Annotated in this window: 13 protein-coding genes; 3 read left to right on the top strand and 10 right to left on the bottom strand. The window is 60.2% G+C overall.

What is annotated here, in order from left to right; translation table 11 throughout:
• Nucleotides 1-32: 32 nt before the first annotated feature.
• Entirely contained in the window at nucleotides 33-1,868 is a 1,836-nt protein-coding gene (locus AC3WP4_RS09285) for a sigma-54-dependent Fis family transcriptional regulator (protein WP_102615562.1), read from the top strand.
• 201 nt (nucleotides 1,869-2,069) lie between these two features.
• On the opposite strand, the gene AC3WP4_RS09280 is transcribed toward AC3WP4_RS09285, so the two are convergent.
• From AC3WP4_RS09280 to AC3WP4_RS09270, 3 genes are all read right to left on the bottom strand, one after another.
• Nucleotides 2,070-3,278: an MFS transporter gene (locus tag AC3WP4_RS09280; RefSeq protein WP_074878251.1), complete on the bottom strand. Its 1,209-nt coding sequence runs from the start codon at nucleotides 3,276-3,278 to the stop codon at nucleotides 2,070-2,072.
• Nucleotides 3,279-3,668: 390 nt separating this feature from the next.
• A complete protein-coding gene (gene cysS, locus AC3WP4_RS09275; protein WP_102615561.1) occupies nucleotides 3,669-5,051 on the bottom strand; it encodes a cysteine--tRNA ligase in 1,383 nt (460 codons plus the stop codon).
• Nucleotides 5,052-5,090: 39 nt separating this feature from the next.
• Nucleotides 5,091-6,788, bottom strand: a complete 1,698-nt coding sequence (locus AC3WP4_RS09270; RefSeq protein WP_102615560.1) for a glutamine--tRNA ligase/YqeY domain fusion protein — start codon at nucleotides 6,786-6,788, stop codon at nucleotides 5,091-5,093.
• Between the two features lie 277 nt (nucleotides 6,789-7,065).
• Between AC3WP4_RS09270 and AC3WP4_RS09265 the strand changes: the two genes are divergently transcribed.
• The gene (locus tag AC3WP4_RS09265; RefSeq protein WP_102615559.1) at nucleotides 7,066-7,569 is read left to right on the top strand and encodes a peptidylprolyl isomerase; all 504 of its coding nucleotides are present in this window, start codon (nucleotides 7,066-7,068) and stop codon (nucleotides 7,567-7,569) included.
• Nucleotides 7,566-8,318: a UDP-2,3-diacylglucosamine diphosphatase gene (gene lpxH / locus AC3WP4_RS09260; RefSeq protein ID WP_102615558.1), complete on the top strand. Its 753-nt coding sequence runs from the start codon at nucleotides 7,566-7,568 to the stop codon at nucleotides 8,316-8,318. The genes AC3WP4_RS09265 and lpxH overlap by 4 nt, the downstream gene beginning before the upstream one ends.
• Before the next feature lie 126 nt (nucleotides 8,319-8,444).
• Here the strand turns inward: lpxH and AC3WP4_RS09255 are convergent, their stop codons facing one another.
• The 7 genes from AC3WP4_RS09255 to AC3WP4_RS09225 form a co-directional block, all read right to left on the bottom strand.
• A complete protein-coding gene (locus AC3WP4_RS09255; protein WP_074878260.1) occupies nucleotides 8,445-9,974 on the bottom strand; it encodes a DHA2 family efflux MFS transporter permease subunit in 1,530 nt (509 codons plus the stop codon).
• A 184-nt stretch (nucleotides 9,975-10,158) separates the two neighbouring features.
• Nucleotides 10,159-11,361, bottom strand: coding sequence for an HlyD family secretion protein (locus tag AC3WP4_RS09250; protein WP_102615557.1), 1,203 nt, complete (start codon nucleotides 11,359-11,361; stop codon nucleotides 10,159-10,161).
• A 15-nt stretch (nucleotides 11,362-11,376) separates the two neighbouring features.
• On the bottom strand, nucleotides 11,377-12,846 hold the full coding sequence (locus AC3WP4_RS09245; protein ID WP_074878262.1) for an efflux transporter outer membrane subunit: 1,470 nt from the start codon (nucleotides 12,844-12,846) through the stop codon (nucleotides 11,377-11,379).
• A complete protein-coding gene (locus AC3WP4_RS09240; protein WP_033057114.1) occupies nucleotides 12,843-13,316 on the bottom strand; it encodes a MarR family winged helix-turn-helix transcriptional regulator in 474 nt (157 codons plus the stop codon). The genes AC3WP4_RS09245 and AC3WP4_RS09240 overlap by 4 nt, the downstream gene beginning before the upstream one ends.
• 325 nt (nucleotides 13,317-13,641) lie before the next feature.
• Nucleotides 13,642-17,316, bottom strand: a complete 3,675-nt coding sequence (locus tag AC3WP4_RS09235) for a translocation/assembly module TamB domain-containing protein (protein WP_102615556.1) — start codon at nucleotides 17,314-17,316, stop codon at nucleotides 13,642-13,644.
• A complete protein-coding gene (locus tag AC3WP4_RS09230; RefSeq protein WP_102615555.1) occupies nucleotides 17,313-19,040 on the bottom strand; it encodes an autotransporter assembly complex protein TamA in 1,728 nt (575 codons plus the stop codon). Before AC3WP4_RS09230 ends, AC3WP4_RS09235 begins: the two co-directional genes overlap by 4 nt.
• Nucleotides 19,041-19,105: 65 nt before the next feature.
• A complete protein-coding gene (locus tag AC3WP4_RS09225) occupies nucleotides 19,106-19,756 on the bottom strand; it encodes a GNAT family N-acetyltransferase (protein WP_046047485.1) in 651 nt (216 codons plus the stop codon).
• Nucleotides 19,757-20,030: the final 274 nt, after the last annotated feature.

Here is a 20,030-nt window from a genome sequence, read left to right as displayed (position 1 = left end):
ACAAAAATAATAATGCTCAGAGATCGACTGCCATGGCCGCACCCGCCCTGCCGCTCTCCCATGACGCCATCATCCAGGACTCCTGGTCCCGATGCCGCGCGTTCGGCCTCAATCATCAGAGCGCACCGGCGTTCGATCAGTTGCCGGCCGAGGGCATTGCGCAATTGCTGGAGAGCCAGCACTCACTGGTGCAAACCACTCACCAGGAAGTCCTGCCGTATTACGAGAACATCCTCAGTAACTCCAACTGCCTGATCATGCTCGCTGACAATCAGGGCCAGGTGCTGACGTCCTGGGGCACCCAGCGTTTTATCGAGCCGAGCCTGACCCGCGGTTTCAGCGCCGGCGCCAGTTGGATGGAACGCTGCAGCGGCACCAATGCGATCGGCACCGCGCTGGCCTGCGAGCAGGCAGTGCACATCGAGCACGATGAACATTTCCTCAAGGCCAACCGTTTCATGACCGGTTCCGCCGCACCGATTTTCGATGCCGAACGCAAGGTCATCGCGGTGCTGGATGTGTCCAGCGACAGCTACCTGCCGCCGTCCCACACGCTCGGCATGGTCAAAATGATGAGTCAGACTGTGGAAAACCGGCTGATCCTCAACCTGTTCCATGGCCAGCATTTTCAACTGACCTTCAACACCGGGCTGAACAACCTCGACAGCCAATGGGCCGGGTTGCTGATCTTCGATGAAACCGGTCAGGTGCTGTCGGCCAACCGCCGGGCCGACAATCTGCTGGGCATCAGTCTGTCGCGGGTCAGCGTCGAAAGCCTGTTCAAGGTGTCCTTGCTGGAACTGCTGAACCAGCCCGATGGCCTGCCCTTCGCCCTGCAAGCCTCCGGGCGCAATCGCTTTCAATGCCTGTTGAAGCGGCCGAAACAGGTGCCGATTCAGGCGCGAGTGTTCACCGAATCGGCGGTGACAACTCCAGCAGCGATCAGCCTCAATACCCTTCATTTCGGCGACAGTCGCGTGGAAAAAGCCGTGCGCCAGGCGGAGCGGCTGCTGGAAAAAGACATTCCGTTGCTGATCCACGGCGAAACCGGGGTCGGGAAGGAAGTCTTCGTCAAAGCCCTGCATCAAGCCGGCTCCCGGAGTAAAAAACCGTTCATTGCCGTCAACTGTGCAGCGATCCCCGCCGAACTGGTGGAGTCAGAGCTGTTTGGCTACGAGAAAGGTGCGTTCACCGGTGCCAACCAGAAAGGCAGCATCGGGCTGATCCGCAAGGCCGACAAAGGCACCCTGTTCCTTGATGAAATCGGCGATATGCCGTTGCCGACTCAGGCTCGACTGCTGCGAGTGTTGCAGGAGCGTTGTGTGCAACCGGTGGGCAGCAGCGAGTTGTTCCCGGTGGATATACGGATTATTTCGGCAACCAACCGCTCGTTGCGCGAACAGGTACAGTTGGGGCGCTTCCGCGAGGATTTGTATTACCGGATTGGTGGTTTGACCCTGGAACTGCCGCCGTTAAGAGAACGCAGTGATAAAGAGGCCTTGTTCAAACGCCTGTGGGAACAACACCGCGAGCCATCGCAGTGGGCCGGGCTGAGCCGAGAGGTATTGGAGTTGTTCGGGCGCCACCCGTGGCCGGGGAATTTACGCCAGGTCAGCAGCGTGATGCAGGTAGCGCTGGCCATGGCCGAGGAACAACCGGTGCGGCCGGAGCATTTGCCGGATGATTTTTTTGTTGATTTGGAGATGGAGCCGGTGGATTTGCCGGAGCCGGTAGCGGTTGACTTGAATGATGCCGAGGAATTGAATCGGCAGTTGCAGGCGGCTGGGGGGAATATCTCCCATTTGGCCCGCAGGTTGGGGGTTAGCCGGAATACGCTTTACAAGCGGTTGCGGCAGATTGGAGATTGAGTGAGGCGTTCTCCCCAGCCCTCTCCCCCAGGAGAGGGAGCCGACCGGGGTGTCTGGCGCTATACATCGACCTGAACGACCGAGTTGATTATGGATTCAAAGCATGAATTCCGAGTTGCCGAGCATCTTGAGCATCCCCCAATCAGTCCCCGCTCCTGGGGGAGAGGGCTTGGGTTAGGGCGAAATTCCGGACAGTGCCAATTATTGAAAGGCTGGCTCAACATTCGCAGCTGAGACCGCACTCAATGTGCGCAACCCAACCAGCACGACTACTACCATCACGACCCCGGCGCCAATGGCCACCCCGAATCCTGCCCGCGCGCCATAAGAATCGATAACCAGACCCGAAAGCATGCCACCGAGCGCTACGCCGATGCTGATGCCGGTGGTCATCCACGTCAGGCCTTCGGTAATCCTAGATGGCGGAACAATGATCGTACCCAGGTGCATCACCATCACCATGGTTGGCGCAAATGACATGCCAGCGATAAACAGCATCCCTGAAAGGATATAAACGTCCGCTGAAAAAATCGGTAAAACACTTGTGAGTGCCGTGACCAATATCCCGATAAAGAACTGTTTTTCTATCGACAGAGAAATCCTCAACGCACCAAATGTCAGACCCGCAATCATCGAGCCGAGCGCATAGGCTGCGAGGATGAATGTGGCGGACTCTGGCCAGCCTTGTGCGTTGGCGAAGGCCACGACTGCCACGTCGATCGATCCGCCAATCATCCCCATCGCCAGCAGCGCGAGGACGATGGTGCGTACGCCGGGAATAAGCAACGTGGAGCTGGTGCGGCTGATGTTGCCCACGACCACTTTCGGTTCTGTCTGGCGCTGCATAAGAAAAGCCGTCACCCCGACCGCCAGCATCACAACGGCAACCAGCGGCCCGGCTTCGGCGAAAAAACTCACGCTCAAACCAATCGCCAGGGGTGGGCCGATGATGTAGGCGAGTTCAGTCAGCACGGTGTCCAGAGAGAACGCCGTGTGCAATTGCGGTTTGCCACGGAACAGCTGCGACCAGCGTGCTCTGATCATCGAGGGCATGCTCGGCATCGTCCCCGCGAGTGCCGCCAGAACAAACAGCAGCGCGACCGGCGCCCGCAGGTACACAGCGATGATCAGCGCCAGCAACATGCCAATGCTGAAAGCGGTGACGACGGGCAGCACGCGACTCTGGCCACGCTGATCAACCAGTTTCGAGATATGCGGGCCGATCAGCGCATTGGCCAAGGTAAACGTACCGGCGACTGCGCCGGCCAGCCAGTAAACACCGGTTTGCTGCACCAGCATGGTGATAATGCCAATGCCGATCATTGCCTGCGGCAACCGCGCAATAGAACTCGCGAGCACTAACCCCGTGGCACCGGGGGTCGTTAGAAGCTCGCTATAGTGATTAGCCATGATGCCTCCATTCCATAATCGTCGCCGATCAGCATCCCGCTGCATGCGCCGCCGCCAAGTTTGGCCGCGTCAGACATCAAGACCTACGCGCACGGCAAAAGCAACCACAGGCTTTGGTTTTGATGACTGCGTTTACCGTGCAGCCGACGCAAAGCGTTGCCCTCACCCCAGCCCTCCCGGAGGTAGAGGGGGCCGACCGAGGTGTCTGGCGTTGTACATCGACCTGAAACATCGAGTTGATTATGGATTCGCTAAAAATCGTTCAGATCGGCGTATCTCTTGAACATCCCCCAATCGGTCACCTCTCGCTTTGGGAGAGGGTTAGGGTCTCTTTTCGCGCCCAAACAAAAACCCGCACAAGGCGGGTTTTGTTTGGAGCAAACGCAGCAATCAGTCAGCCAGACGCCAGGTCGTCCCGCCCTTGCCGTCTTCCAGCACCACACCCATCGCGGTGAGCTGGTCGCGGATACGGTCGGATTCAGCCCAGTCTTTACCAGCACGTGCCGCCAGACGCGCAGCAATCAGCGCATCAACCTCAGCCGCATCGACCCGCCCTTCGGCGCCGGCCTGCAAGAAGTCGTCAGCCTCAAGCTGCAACACCCCCAGCACGCTCGCCAACTCCTTCAAACGAGCCGCCAGACCGGCCGCGGCATTGAGATCGCTCTCGCGCAGACGGTTGATCTCGCGAACCATCTCGAACAGCACCGCACAGGCTTCCGGCGTGCCGAAGTCGTCGTTCATCACCTGGGTGAAACGCTCGACGAAGGCTTCGCCGCCAGCCGGCGCGACGTTCGGCAGGCCTTTCAACGCGTGGTAGAAACGCTCGAGCGCGCCCTTGGCGTCCTTGAGGTTGTCTTCCGAGTAGTTGATCGCGCTGCGGTAGTGGCTCGACACCAGCAGGTAACGCACGACTTCCGGGTGGTACTTTTCCAGCACGTCGCGAATGGTGAAGAAGTTGTTCAAGGACTTGGACATCTTCTCGCCATTGATGCGAATCATGCCGCAATGCATCCACGCGTTGGCGTAGGTCTTGCCGGTGGCCGCTTCGCTCTGGGCGATTTCGTTTTCGTGGTGCGGGAACTCGAGGTCGCTGCCGCCGCCATGAATGTCGAAGGTCTCACCCAGGCAGCAGGTGGACATCACCGAGCACTCGATGTGCCAGCCCGGACGACCCTCGCCCCACGGCGAAGGCCAGCTCGGCTCACCCGGTTTGGTGGCTTTCCACAGCACAAAGTCCAGCGGGTCCTGTTTCGACTCGTCGACTTCGATCCGCGCGCCGATGCGCAGGTCTTCGATCTTCTTGCGCGACAGCTTGCCGTAGCCCATGAACTTGGCGACGCGGTAGTACACGTCGCCATTGCCCGGGGCGTAGGCGTAACCCTTGTCGATCAGCGTCTGGATCATGCTCAGCATGCCCGGAATGTGATCGGTGGCCCGCGGTTCCATGTCTGGCTTGAGGATATTGAGGCGGGCCTCGTCCTCGTGCATCGCGGTGATCATGCGTTCGGTCAGCGCGTCGAACGGCTCGCCGTTCTCCTTGGCCCGATTGATGATCTTGTCTTCAATGTCGGTGATGTTGCGCACATAGGTCAGGTTATAACCGCTGAACCGCAACCAGCGGGTCACCAGGTCGAACGCGACCATGCTGCGGCCGTGGCCAATGTGGCAGTAGTCGTACACGGTCATCCCGCAGACGTACATGCGCACATTGTTGCCATCCAGCGGCTTGAAGACTTCTTTGCTCTTGGAGAGCGTGTTGTAGATCGTAAGCACTTTAGGTTGCCTATTTATCAAGGCCGGTCAGGCCTGTAATCACTGGCCCCACGAATCACGCAAGGTCACGGTACGGTTGAATACCGGAGCGCCCGGTTTCGAGTCCTTGATATCCGCGACGAAGTAACCTTCGCGCTCGAACTGGAAACGGTCTTCCGGCTGTGCATTGCCCAGCGAAGGCTCGGCACGACAACCGGTGAGGACTTGCAGCGAGTCAGGGTTGATGTTGTCCAGGAAACTGGCGCTGTCTTCGGCCTTCTCAGGGTTGGCCGAACGGAACAGGCGATCGTACAGGCGCACTTCGCATTCGACGCTGGCCGCAGCCGGCACCCAGTGCACCACGCCTTTGACCTTGCGGCCTTCAGGGTTCTTGCCCAGGGTTTCCGGGTCGTAGGAGCAACGCAGTTCGACGATGTTGCCATCGGCGTCCTTGATCGCTTCGTCGGCGCGGATCACGTAGCTGCCGCGCAGACGCACTTCGCCAGCAGGTTCCAGGCGCTTGTAGCCTTTTGGCGGCTCTTCCATGAAGTCTTCACGGTCGATGTAGAGCTCACGGGCGAACGGCAGGACGCGCACGCCCATGTCTTCTTTCGGGTGGCACGCCAGTTCGAGGTTCTCGACCTGGCCTTCCGGGTAGTTGGTGATCACGACTTTCAGCGGACGCAGCACGCACATGGCACGCGGGGCGCTGTGGTCGAGGTCGTCACGGATGCTGAATTCCAGCATGCCGAAATCGACCACGCCGTCGGAGCGGTTGGTGCCGATCATTTCGCAGAAGTTGCGGATCGATTTGGGCGTGTAACCACGACGGCGGAAGCCGGACAGCGTGGACATGCGCGGATCGTCCCAGCCATGAACGTGCTTTTCATCGACCAGTTGCTTGAGCTTGCGCTTGCTGGTGATCGTGTAGTTCAAGTTCAGGCGGCTGAACTCGTACTGACGCGGCTGCGCCGGCACGGGCAGGTTCTCGAGGAACCACTCGTACAGCGGACGATGGCTTTCGAACTCCAGGGTGCAAATCGAGTGGGTGATGCCTTCGATGGCGTCCGACTGACCGTGGGTGAAGTCGTAGTTCGGGTAGATGCACCACTTGTCACCGGTCTGGTGGTGATGCGCGTGACGGATGCGATACATGATCGGGTCGCGCAGGTTCATGTTCGGCGAAGCCATGTCGATCTTGGCCCGCAGCACGCGTGCGCCGTCCTTGAACTCACCGGCCTTCATGCGGGCGAACCAGTCGAGGTTTTCTTCGACGCTGCGATCACGGAACGGGCTGTTTTTGCCCGGTTCGATCAGCGTGCCGCGATATTCCTTGGCCTGTTCAGGGCTCAGGTCATCGACGTAGGCCTTGCCGGCCTTGATCAGCTCAACGGCCCAATCGTGCAACTGGTCGAAATACTGCGAGGCGTAGCGCACTTCACCGGACCATTCGAAGCCCAGCCATTTGACGTCGCTTTCGATCGCGTCGATGTATTCCTGGTCTTCCTTGGCCGGGTTGGTGTCGTCGAAACGCAGGTGCGTGACGCCGCCAAATTCCTGGGCCAGGCCGAAGTTCACGCAAATCGACTTGGCGTGACCGATGTGCAGGTAGCCGTTGGGCTCAGGCGGGAAACGGGTGACGATCTGCGTGTGCTTACCCGAGTCCAGGTCCGCCTGGATGATCGGGCGCAGGAAATTGACCGGCACGGCAGGGCCGGTCTTGGAATTCGAGGTAGGGTCGACAGTGGGCTTGCTCATAGGATCCTTGAACGTACAAGTGCGCGGCCAGTTGGCCAAATCAAAGCGGCGGTTAAAACAAAGGGGCTTATCATAGCCGATGCCGTCAAGTCGCTGACAGAGCAGGCCCGAAAACGGCTGCATTTAATCGGGGGCAAGTGAAAAACAGCCTCGAAATTCGCGCCCGGCACGCTAAACTGCGCACCTTGGCCGAATCTGGCCGGACCGGTTGAGGGCTTCAATGCCCCAAAACCCACGAATTATTAGAAACCGCTTCTTTTATAAAGAGTCCCCGATCATGACCCAAGTCAAACTGACAACAAACCATGGCGACATCGTCCTGGAACTGAACGCTGAGAAAGCCCCGATCACCGTGGCCAACTTCATCGAGTACGTCAAAGCCGGTCACTACGAAAACACTGTTTTCCACCGCGTCATCGGTAACTTCATGATCCAGGGCGGCGGTTTCGAGCCAGGCATGAAAGAAAAGAAAGACAAGCGCCCAAGCATCCAGAACGAAGCCGACAACGGCCTGCCGAACGAGAAGTACAGCGTTGCCATGGCCCGCACCATGGAGCCGCATTCGGCTTCCGCCCAGTTCTTCATCAACGTGGCTGACAACAGCTTTTTGAACCACAGCGGCAAAACCACTCAGGGTTGGGGCTACGCCGTATTCGCCAAAGTCGTTGAAGGCACCGACGTGGTCGACAAGATCAAAGGCGTGGCCACGACTTCCAAAGCCGGCCACCAGGACGTACCTGCAGAAGACGTGATCATCGAGAAAGCCGAGATCATTGAGTGATACTGCTGATTTCAGACTTGCATCTGGAAGAGGAGCGCCCGGACATCAGCCGGGCGTTTCTGGATTTGCTCGCCGGACGCGCCCGCTCGGCGAGTGCGTTGTACATCCTGGGCGACTTTTTCGAGGCGTGGATTGGCGACGATGCCATGACGCCGTTCCAGCGTTCCATCTGCCAGGCGCTGCGCGACCTCAGTGACAGCGGCACGGCCATTTTTCTGATGCACGGCAATCGCGACTTCATGCTCGGCCAGGCCTTTTGCAAACAGGCCGGTTGTACGTTGCTGAAAGATCCGAGTGTCGTGCAATTTTACGGCGAGCCGGTGCTATTGATGCACGGCGACAGCCTCTGCACCCGCGACGAGGCTTATATGAAGCTGCGTCGCTATCTGCGTAATCCGGTTACCCTGTTCATCCTGCGCCACTTGCCTTTGCGGACTCGCCATAAGCTGGCGCGCAAGCTGCGCAATGAAAGCCGTGCGCAGACACGGATGAAGGCCAATGACATTGTTGATGTCACGCCCGAAGAAGTGCCGCGGATCATGCAGGCCTATGGTGTGAAAACCCTGATCCATGGTCACACCCATCGCCCCGCCATCCACAAGTTGCAGATTGGCGAGCAGGCGGCCAAACGGATTGTTTTAGGGGATTGGGATCGTCAGGGGTGGGCGTTGCAGGTGGATGAAAGTGGGTTTGCGTTGGCGCCGTTCGACTTCGCCCCGCCGCCACAACTGGCAGCACCTTCTGCCTGATCTTGATCGTTCCCACGCTCTGCGTGGGAATGTCTCAACGGACGCTCCGCGTTCGACATTGGAAGGGACGCGGAGCGTCCCGGGCTGCATTCCCACGCGGAGCGTGGGAACGATCAGTTTCAGGCCTTAGTGACCTGACGCAGCCGGCCCCGCCTTCGCCGCAAACGGCGGTTTCGCCAGCCACACCAGCACAATCAAGCCCATGAACGCCCACCCCAGCAACGTGAAGTAATCCACGGTGGAGAGCATGTACGCCTGGCTGGTCAGCACATGATCCAGTTGCGCATATGCCGGACTGCTCGCCCCGCCCAGGCTGTTCAGCGCCTCGCGGGTAGCCGGCTCATAGGTGCTGATGCTTTCGCTCATATAGGCGTGGTGCTGATCGGCTCGGCGAATCCAGATCCAGGTCGTCAGCGACGCCGCAAAACTACCGCCCAGTGTCCGCAGGAACGTCGCCAGGCCCGCGCCGTCGGCGATCTGGCTCGGTGGCAGGTCCGACATCAGAATGCTCAAGGTCGGCATGAAGAACAGCGCCACGCCAATTCCCATGAACAACTGCACCAGAGCGATGTGCTGGAAGTCCACTTCGTTGGTAAACCCGGCACGCATGAAGCAGCTCAGGCCAATCGCCAGGAACGCCAGCCCGGCCAGCAGCCGCAGGTCGAATTTATGTGCGTACTTGCCGACAAATGGCGACATCAGCACCGGCAGAATCCCGATCGGCGCCACCGCGAGCCCCGCCCAGGTTGCCGTGTAACCCATCTGGGTTTGCAGCCATTGCGGCAGAATCAGGTTGATCCCGAAGAACCCGGCGTAACCCAACACCAGCACAATCGTGCCGATGCGGAAGTTGCGGTGAGCGAATAGCCGCAGATTGACCACCGGGTGCTTATCGGTCATTTCCCAGATCACGAACACCGCCAGCGCAATCACCGAAATCGCCGCGCCGATGAGGATGAAGTTCGACTCGAACCAATCCAGATCGTTGCCCTTGTCGAGGATCACCTGCAATGCGCCGACGCCAATGATCAGGGTGATCAAGCCGACGTAATCCATCGGTTGGTAGCTGGTTTGCACTGGCCGCGCCTTGAGTTGCTGGCGCACCACCATCACCGCGAAAACACCGATCGGCACGTTGATAAAGAAGATCCACGGCCAGCTGTAGCTGTCGGTAATCCAACCACCGAGGATGGGGCCGGCAATCGGCGCCACCACCGTGACCATCGCCAGCAACGCAAGGGCCATGCCGCGCCTGGCGGGCGGATAGACGGCAATCAGCAGCGTTTGAGTCATCGGGTACAACGGACCTGCCACCAGGCCTTGAAGCACCCGAAAGCCAATCAGCTCCGGCATTGAGGTCGAGATACCGCATAGAAACGAAGCCAGCACGAACAGAATCGTTGCCCAGAGAAACAGCTTCACCTCGCCGAAACGCCGGCTGAGCCAGCCGGTCAGCGGCAGCGCGATGGCGTTGCTGACCGCGAATGAAGTAATCACCCAAGTGCCCTGCTCCGAACTTACGCCGAGGTTGCCGGAAATCGTCGGCAGCGCCACGTTGGCGATCGTGGTGTCGAGCACTTGCATGAAGGTCGCAAGCGACAGGCCAATGGTGCTGAGCAGCAGGCTGGGCGGCGTGAAAGACGCGTTATTGCTCATCGCAAATCCTTTGGAGCTGAATTTTTTGGAGCGGGGGCTCCTGTGGCGAGGGGGCTTGTCGGAACGCCGCATCGCCCCGTTGGGTCGCGAAGCGGCCCTGGAAGATGGGACTGCTGCGCAGTCCAACGGGGGCGAGCCCCCTCACCACAAAGGCTCACTCCCACAGGGTCGGTGTGATGACTGATCAGCGTTGAACGGTTTTGCTGACCGCCGCGCTGTTGTCATGGATCAACTGAGTGATCATCGCGTCGGCCTCGGCCAATTGACGGTCGTAGACATTGGTGCTGAACGAAGCCTTTTGCGGCGACTGTTGCGCCAGCACCGGGCCGCTCTGGTCACGCAGGTTCACATCGACCTGAGTCGACAGGCCGACCCGCAACGGGTGCCTGGCCAGTTCTTCGGCGTTGATGTGAATCCGCACCGGCACCCGCTGGACGATTTTGATCCAGTTGCCGGTGGCGTTCTGCGCCGGCAGCAAGGCAAACGCGCTGCCGGTACCGGCACCAAGGCTGTCGATGGTGCCGCTGAACTTCACGTCGCTGCCGTACAGGTCGGCCTCGATGTCTACGGGCTGGCCAATGCGCATATCACGCAGCTGGGTTTCCTTGAAGTTGGCGTCGATCCACAGCTGATCCAGCGGAATCACCGCCATCAATGCGGTGCCCGGCTGAACGCGTTGGCCCAGTTGTACCGAGCGCTTGGCCACGTAACCGGTGACCGGCGCGATCAAGGTGCTGCGGGAGTTGTTCAAATACGCCTGACGCAATTGCGCGGCAGCGGACATCACGTCCGGGTGCGACGACACCACGGTGTCATCAACCAGCGCACTGGTGGTTTTGAGTTGCTGTCTGGCGTTGGCCAGGGCGTTTTGCGCCGAGGTCAGGTCGTCGCGAGCATGGGACAGTTCTTCCTGGGAAATCGCCCCGCCAGCGGCGAGGTTTTTCCGGCGATTGAAGTTGTCCTGAGCCTTTTGCACTTCGGCCTGCTGCGCATTGACCTGGGCTTTCATGCCGTCGACGTTGCTGTACAAGCCGCGAACCTGACGCACGGTGCGGGCCAGATTGGCCTGGGCACTTTGCAGGCCGACTTCGGCGTCGTTCGGGTCGAAGTTGATCAGCACCTGGCCTTCGTGAACCAGGTCGCCATCGTCGGCACCGATGCTGACCACAGTGCCGGTGACCAGCGGAGTGATTTCAACCACGTTGCCGTTTACATAGGCGTCGTCGGTGCTTTCGTTCCAGCGCCCATAGAGTTCGTGATAACCCCAGACGCCGATGCCGGCGAGGATCACCACGATCGCGAGCGCTGCCAGCATGACTTTGCGTTTACGCGAATTGCGGGTGTCTTGTGCGTTGTCAGGGGTGGGTGTTGTTTCGGCAGTGGCCATGACAAATACCTCGAATCAGTTGTTCAGCGTGGCTGGGGTTGCATTGGCGGCGGCCAGGGTTTCGCCCTGGAAGCCGCCGCCCAGCGCCTGCATCAGTTGGATCGACAGGTCGATCTGCTCGGCATTCAGGTTGGCCAGCTGCCGCTGGGCCTGGAGCAGTTGCTGCTCGATGCTGAGCACGTCCAGGTAATTCCCGATGCCGGAACCGTACCGCTCAACCACCGTGTTGTAAGAATCCTGAGCAATGTCGGTGGCGCGCTGTTGTGCCCCGATCTGCCGGCCGATATCGCGCAGCTGGTTGATGGTGTCGCTGACGTCGCCCAGGGCTTTCACCAGGCTTTTGTTGTACTGCGCCACCGCGAGGTCGTAATCGGCGTCGCGAGAATCGAGGTCGGCGCGCAGGCGGCCACCGTCGAAAATCGGCACCGAGATCGTTGGCGCAATGTTGAAGAAGCGACTGGCCGAACCGAACATCGCATCGCCCAGCAACGACTCGGCACCGGCCGCGGCGCTCAGGTTGAGGTTGGGGTAGAAGCGGGTTTTGCCGGCATCGATGTTCTTGCTCGCCGCCTCGACCCGCCAACGCGCGGCCACCAGGTCTGGACGCCGACCGAGCAACTCGGCCGGCAGCACCGATGGCAACGCGACGGCGCTGGCCTGGAGGATTTTCGGCCGGGGGATTTCGTTGCCGCGATCCGGGCCTTTGCCGAGCAAGACGGCCAAGGCGATTTTCGCGCTTTGCAGGCGTTTTTCGGCATCGATCAGGCTGGCTTCGGAGGTGGCTTCCAGGCTTTCGGTTTGCTGGAACTGGTATTGGCTGTCGATCCCCGAGCTCAGGCGACGCTGGCTCAGGTCGAGCATTTGTTTGGTGCGCTTGAGGTCTTCATTGGCCAGGTCGTAGACGATATGCGCCTGCCCCAGATCGCTGTAGGCGCGAGCCACGTCGGCGGACAACGTCAGCTGAGCGGCCTGTTGATCGACTTCGGCAGCACGGGCCTGGCCCAATGCTGCTTCCCAGGCATCACGCTGGCCGCCCCAAAGGTCAAAGTTGTAATTGAAACTGGCGCTGATGTTGCGCACGGTGGAGTACGCATCGCCCTCGCCCCTCGGGTCCTGATCCCGGGCCAAACGCGAACGGCTGACGCCGGCACTGGCATCGAGGGTCGGCATGCGCGCGGCATCCGCTGCATAAGCGGCGGCGCTGGCCTGGTGGGCGCGGGCGTCGGCGATTTGCATGTCGGGGCTGTCGTGCAGGGCTTCGCGGATCAAGCCGTCGAGCTGTGGGTCGCCGAGGCTCTTCCACCAGTCGCTTTTCGGCCAGGCCGCGGGCGACAGGGTTACACCGCTGAGGGATTGTCCGGCCTTGAGGGTTTTCGCATCGAGGCTTTTGCCTTCGGTGGTCAGTCCGCTGTAGCTGGCGCAACCGGCCAGGGTCATGGCCGCCAGCACCAGGCTCAGGCCGGCACGCAGGGTTTTACTGCTCATTTGTCACCTACCCGCAGCAGGGTGATCGAGTCACCGGCTGCCACCAGAATTTTCTTCAGGATCTGTTCCAGGGTTTTCAATTCCTCTGGGGTGATCGCGCCAGCCAGTTCATTCATGGCGTCGGCGCCGATCTCCGGCAGGCGGTCAGTCAACTGCTGGCCTTGTTCGGTCAACACCAACTGAACCTGACGGCGATCCGCTTCGGAGCGTTGGCGGGCGAGGAAGCCTTTCTGTTCCAGGCGGTCGAGCATGCGGGTCATCGATCCGCTGTCCAGCGACAGGTGACGACACAGCTCGGCGGGGGTATCGACGCCGAACTGGGCCATGATGATCAGCACTTTGAACTGCGCGGCAGTGATGCCGTGGGGTTCCATGTGCGTGTCGATGATCCGGTCCTTGAGCAGCGCAGCGCGCCCGAGCAGGAGACCGAGATGGCACGTGTGGAATTCGTCTGGGGTGAAATGCTTCATCTGACCACCAATTAGCTGCCTAGGCAGAGAATGTATGTCGAGATGTTACTGCCTAGGCAGCGAATGTCAACGTAATAGTTAGGTTGCTTGCTATTTGGTTGATCAATGGCTGGTGAGTGATCGTTCCCACGCTCTGCGTGGGAATGCCTCAACGGACGCTCTGCGTTCGGCTTGGGAAGGGACGCGGAGCGTCCCGGGCTGCATTCCCACGCGGAGCATGGGAACGATCAAGGAATGAAGTTGCATGTTTTGGGGCCGCTACGCGGCCCAACGGGGCGATGCGGCGTTCCGACAAACCCCCTCGCCACAGGGATCGCGCGGGGGTTTAGAAATCCCGCTTGTAGAAGATGTCCAGCGAACTGGCCACGCCGCCCGCTGCTTCGAGGTAGACCTTCTTGCTCAGCTTGTAACGCAAGGCGATGGTGTTGGCCGGTTCGAACACGCCAACGCCATAACGCAGGCTGAGCTTCTCGGAGATATTGCCGCTGGCGACCACGCTAGTGGCGTTGCCGCTACCCTCGGTATCGAGCTGGAAATCCTGAATCCCGAAGTTTTTCGCCAAGCCGCTGGTCACCCCCGAACTGCCCATCAAGCCCAGCCCGAGCGCCGCTTGAGCCAGCATGTTGTTGTCCTCACCGTTGGTGCTCAGCGGGCGCCCCAGCACCAGATAGGACAACGCCTGTTCCTGGCTCATCGCCGGCTCGGAGAAGATCTGTGTGGTCGGCTGCTCGGCGCTGCCGCTCAGGCGAATGCCGGCGATCACGTCGTCGGTCTGGCGAATCGCTTCGATGTCCAGGTACGGCTGATCGATCGGGCCGGCAAAAAGCAAACGCGCCCGGCGTACGGTCAACCGCTGACCGTAGGCGCGGTAACGCCCATCGTTGAGCCAGAGCTCGCCGCGGGTGTCCATGTTGTCGCCGATGTGCACATGACCTTGCAGGTTGGCGGTCAGGCCAAACCCGGCGAAGCTGAGTTTGTCCTGGCCGACCACCACATCGATATCCATCGCCATGGCCATCGGGGGTTTGCCCTCTTCGGTCTGCTGGCCGACGATCACCGTGTCATCGGACACCTTGACCGTCGATGGCGGCAACTCGCGCACGGTGATCTCGCCTTTGGGCACCAATACCTTGCCGACAATCGCCAGTTTGTCGTCCTTCACCGAAATCTTCAGGTCCGGCGCCATTTCCAGCTTGGCGTAGGGCTCGACGGTGACCGGCAATTGCGTACCTTTGAGCGCCAGATCCACCACCAATGCCTGACCCCAGGCGATGTTGCCGCTCAAGGTGCCCTGCCCGGTCTTGCCGCTTTTCCAGCCGCCGTTCAATTGCACGGTTTCACCCGCAATCACGGCTTGAAGTTGCAGCGCTTCGAGGTCCATCGGCAGTTCAGGCCCGGAAATCTCGCCGTCGCTGAGCAGCAGATTGCCGTTGACCTGCGGCGCCAGCAGCGTACCGGCGAGCGTGCCGCTGCCATTCAAGCGTCCGGTCAGTTTCTCGACCATTGGCACGAATGGCCGCGCCACCGACAGGTCCAGACCACTCAGGCGGAACGAGCCGGTCAGTGGCTTGTCCTTCGGCAACGGATTGATCTGCGCCTGGAGCATCAGCTCACCGAGCTTGCCGCCGACGAAATTGAGGTCAGTGTCGATGCGCTTGGGCGTGAGTTTGCTGTTGAGTTTCAGGGTCTGGTACGGGAAGTCCAGCCACTGGTCCTTTTCCTTGATGCGCAACGTGCCGCCGCTGGCATCGACGCTGATCAGGCCGTTCGGGCCGCTGGCCGGCAGGTCCAGTTGCAGGTCCGCGTTGAGCCGGCCCTTCCAGGCGAAATCCTTGGGCAACCACTGCGCCAGGCTGTCGATCGGGAACTGTTTGAGGTGATAACGCAGCTTCGGCTCAGGCATCAGGCGCTGATCCTCACCGCACAGGCTGGCCGGGCCGGATGTCCAGCAATGGGCGCCGAAGTTGATCTTGCCGTCCGCCAGCCGCTCGAGCTTCGCCGGGCCTTGCAGTTTCCAGTCCTGACCTCCGGCCTGGATATCGCCGCTGGCCAAGCGCCCACGCCAATTGCCTTGGTCCAGATTGCCGTCGAGGCCGAGCGCGAGTTTCAGCTTCGGCCCTTGCAGGTCGAGGGCGAGTTTCTGGTTTTTGATGTCGCCCTGGCCGCTGGCGGTCAGCGTCCCCAGCGACGTTTCACCAGCCCGAATGCCGCTGCCCTTGAGGTCGATTTTCGCCCGTTGCGCGCTATCGAGGGTGGCGTCCAGATTCAGGCTTTGCAGGCGATTGTCTTCGAAGGCCAGTTGCGTGCCTTGCAGCCCGAGCTTGCCTTGCGGGGCCTTGAGTGTTCCGGCGACATCGACGCGACCATTGAGCTGACCGCGCAGTTGCGGCCACAACTGAGCCAGGCGCGGCAGCTTGATATCGATCTGACCGGTGAGCTTCTGTTGCAGGCTGCCCTTGCCGTTGATGCTGTTGTCGCCGAGGCGAACTTGCAGCGCGCTGAGATTCCACTGCTCGCCACCGCCATCGGCGTTGGCCTGGATCACTGCCGGTTGGCCGCGCAGTTTGCCCTTCAAGTCGAGATCAGCCGTCAGGCTGAGTGTTTCATTCTTCATCTCGCCTTTGCTGCGCAACGGTCCGGCCAGGATGCCCGGCAACTCCGCGACCCAGTACGCCGGGTTGATCGCCGACAGGTCCAGCGCCGTGTCCCAGGCAATGCCATCGGCGAATTGCAGGTTCAGGTGCCCTTCGGCCTTGCCCTGCCCGGCTTCGAGTTGAATTTGTTGCAGGTAGATTTTCGTCAGGTCGCCGCTGAACGGGCTGATCAGGCTGAACGCCCCGGCCGGGCCGTCAAGTGCGGCTTTGAAGCTGCCGAGGTATTTACCGTCGGTGTAGGAGACTTCACCGTTGAAACTGCGCAACGCCACTTCGGGCTCGTCGATCAGTGGATAGAGGCTGTGCCACGGGAAATCCAGCCAGTCGATTTTGGCATCGGCGCTCAGGCCTTTGCTCCAGTCGAGGTTGCCGGTGAGTTTCAGGCGTTGCTTGTCGTTGGCCGTAAGGTCCAACCCGGCGATCTGCGCGCCATTGGCATCGACCTTGCCTTGCAGCAATAACGCGACGGGGCCTTTTTCGCCCGGTAACGTGGCTTTGCCGAGCAACTGGTAACCGTTTTTCAGGTCGCCGTCGCCGGTGAGTTCCAGTTGGTTGAGTTGCAAGGTGTCCGGCAGATCAGCATCGGGCTTGAAGCCGTCAGCGGTGATCCGTGCCTTGGCCGGCAGGTTCTCCACCAGTGGCTGCAGCTCTCCGGTCAATTGCCCGTTCAGGTAACCGCTGCTGTCGGCTTTCAGGTTCAGGGTTTTCAGCAGATCGCCGTCGACCTTCAGGGCCAGCGTCCAAGGCGCGGTGCCGGGGGCTGGCAGGGTCAGTTGGCCTTGCGCCTTGAGCGGCCAGTTGCCGCTGGGTTGCAGCAGGCCTGAAAGATTCAGGCTCAGGTCATCCCTTTGCAAATGAACGGAATCGATCTGCAGACCGTTGGCCGTCCAGTGCGCCGCCAGTTGCAGGCCCTTGAGTTCTTCGCTGCCGTTGAACAGCAGGCTGCCGACCTGGACGTCGCCCAGTTCGATGGCCAGCGGCAAATCCAGGTCCGGAAGTTCGATCGAACCGCTGCTGTCTTCATCCGTGCCCGGTGGAAATTGCAGGCTGACTTGATCGGCCTTCAGTTGCTCGATGCACAGTGCCATGCGCGTCAGGCACAGCGGCGACCAGGCGAAAATCACCTTGCTCAGCTCAACCCGGCTGGTGTCTTGCTGCCACAACACACGGTCGGCGCTCCACTGTCCGCCCAATCGGCCCTGATAATTTTCCACGGTCAGACCCGGCACCAACCCCAACGCCCAGCGGCTGCCCGTCGCCGTACCCAGCACGGTGGTCACGGTCAAAACGACCAGCATCAGCAGCGCCAGAATCGCCAACAGCGTTATTTTCAAACCACGCTTCACAGCTCTGGCCCCATGGAAAAGTGCAGTCGAATGCCGCCGTCGTCGTCCATCGCATGGGCCAGGTCGAGGCGAATCGGCCCTACCGGAGAAACCCAGCGCACGCCGATACCGACGCCGGTCTTGAGGTTCGGCAGTTCGAGTGTATTGAAGGAGTTGCCCTGATCAATGAACGTCGCGACCCGCCATTTTTCGGCAACGGAGTACTGATACTCGACGCTGCCGGCAACCATGTAACGGCCCCCGATGCGGTCGCCCTCGGAGTTTTCCGGTGACAGGCTCTGATAGTCGTAGCCGCGCACGCTCTGATCGCCACCGGCAAAAAAGCGCAACGACGGCGGTACCGATTTGTAGCCGTTGGTGGCGTTGCCGCCGACCTGCACCCGACCGAGGAAGCGGTGTTTGTCGAAGACTGTGGTCAAGCCCTTCACCAACGCGGTGCCGTAAAGCAGGTTGGTGTCGGAACCCAAACCTTCCTTGGCCACTTTGGTCTCGAATTCCAGGCGATAACCGTTGTGCGGGTCAATGCGGTTATCACTTTTAAGGTAGGAATAGCTGACGCCAGGCATCAGCAACGTGCTGAGCCCCGAGTCGTCACCAAGCCTGTATTCCTCGCGTTGCCATTTGAGCGACACCACTCGCTGCCAACCGCTGGGCAGCTTGCTGTGCCACTCGGGACCGATGGTCAGCAGTTTGCTCAGGGAGTCCTTGTCGGCGATTTCTTCGTTCTGATAGCCACCGGCGAACCGCAGCTTGTCGGTCAGCGGCGGGTCCAGGGGAATGTCGTAGAACACACCGACGTTCTGCCGAGGCGCCGAGACTTCGGTTTCCCAGCCATAGCTGTGCCCCTGAGGGTTGACCCAGTGCCGCGTCCAGTTGGCCTTGACCCGTGGGCCGACGTCGGTGGAATAACCCAGCCCGAGACCCATGGTCCGTGGTTTGCGGGTTTCGAGTTTGACGTCCACCGGGATCACGTTGTTCTTGGACGCCGTCGGCGCCGCATCCACCCGTACGCTTTCGAAATAGCCACTCGACTGCATGGCCTGGCTGAGCTCAGCGATCAGTTCGGAGTCGTAAGGCGCCCCCTCCTTGAATGGCACCATGCGTTGTAGCAGGTCCTCGTCGAACGGCGTGTCCCCTTCAAAACTGACTTTGCCCAATGAATAACGCGGGCCGCTGTTGTAGACCAGTTCGATGTCGGCGACGCCGGCTCGCGGGTCGACCAACAATTTCTGGCTGCTGAAATAACCACTGAAAAAGCCAAAACGCGAGGCCTGATTCTGAATCAGGCGCTTGGCGTCTTCGTAATGGCCATGGTTAAGCACTGCGCCGGTTTTCAGCGTATTGCTTTTGGGCACACGGAATGATTTGAGGGAGGCAGCAGGGCCGTCGACGCGAATGGTGACGTTGCGCAAATGCACCGGCTCGCCGGGCTCGATGTTCAGCACCAGGCGCGGCGTCTTGCCGCCCTTCACATCCGAGTCGATCTGCGGCTGGTAATAACCCAAGGCCTGGGCGGCCTTGCGCGCCTGTTCTTCGGCGCCACGACTGAAGCGCAGCAAGGCTTCTTCGTCTCGATCGCCGAGGCTGCCGATATAGCCCTCTATATTGGCTTTCAGTTCATCGTTGGACGGTTTGATCCGCACATCCAATTCACTTTGCGCCAGTGCCGCGCAGCTGGTAATCAGCATCAGCACGCCACTGGTAATTCTTCCTGGAAACTTCATAGGCGCGGATGCTATCACGAGCTTGGGAGCGTGATAGAGCCTGGCGTGCGGTGAAAGTTCTACCTTTATGCCGTTGCTGTTTGTAACACCTGCGGATTGGCGTGGAAAAACACGTGCTCGCGAATCGGTCCTACGGCGACCTCACCGATTTCCTCGTAGCCCTGACGCTTATAGAACTCCAGATAACGAGGATTCCCGGTATCGAGGATCACGCCCTCGGAGTGTTCATCCACCGCGCACCAGTTGTGCACCGCTTGCAGCAATTGTTCGCCAAAGTGTTTGCCCTGGAATTGCGGATGAACCCCCAGCAATGGCAGCAGGTGTACCGAGTCGGACGGCACACAAGCCATCACGGCATCGTGATACTCGAGATAACGTCGGGTACAGCGAAAACCGGTGCTCAGCACCATGCGCAGACGCCAGGCCCAACTCTCGGTGATGCCCAGGCGGCGTTGCGGCGGCGCGATCAGTGCGATGCCGATCAACCGGTCGTTGACCAGCAGGCCGATGGCCGGCAAGTCCTGAAGAAAGTGTTGCTTGACCAGTTCGCGCACGGTAGCCCGGACCCGCTGCTCATAACCGGGACGCTCGGCTTCGAACAGGTAGCCGAACGTCGGCTCATGCCGGTAAGCCTGGTACAACAGCGAACGTGCTTCGCGGGAATAGCCGCTGTCGAGCATGTGAATATCGGCAATGACGGTCGAGGTTTCGGGCATAACGGTTGATCTCCCCTGGCACAGTTCAAATGACTGCGCTCTTCTGGTTACGAGCCTATAGCGCTGGCACAGTTCCTTGCTGATCCGAATCAGTGTTGGTTGTGATGCCGCCATCGTCGGAACGCCGCCCGGAACCGGCTCGCTCCCACAAAGGTATAGACCAGACTCCTAACCTGTGGGAGCGGGCTTGCTCGCGAAGGGGCCCTCACCGCCAATATAGATCTGACAGAACACAGTGAATCCCCTCACCCCAACACTGGCCCCATTCCTACAT

Source organism: Pseudomonas sp. FW305-20, from assembly GCF_058788075.1.
The sequence above is the reverse complement of the archived record's forward strand: the minus strand, read 5'-3'. Positions and strand labels throughout refer to the sequence as shown.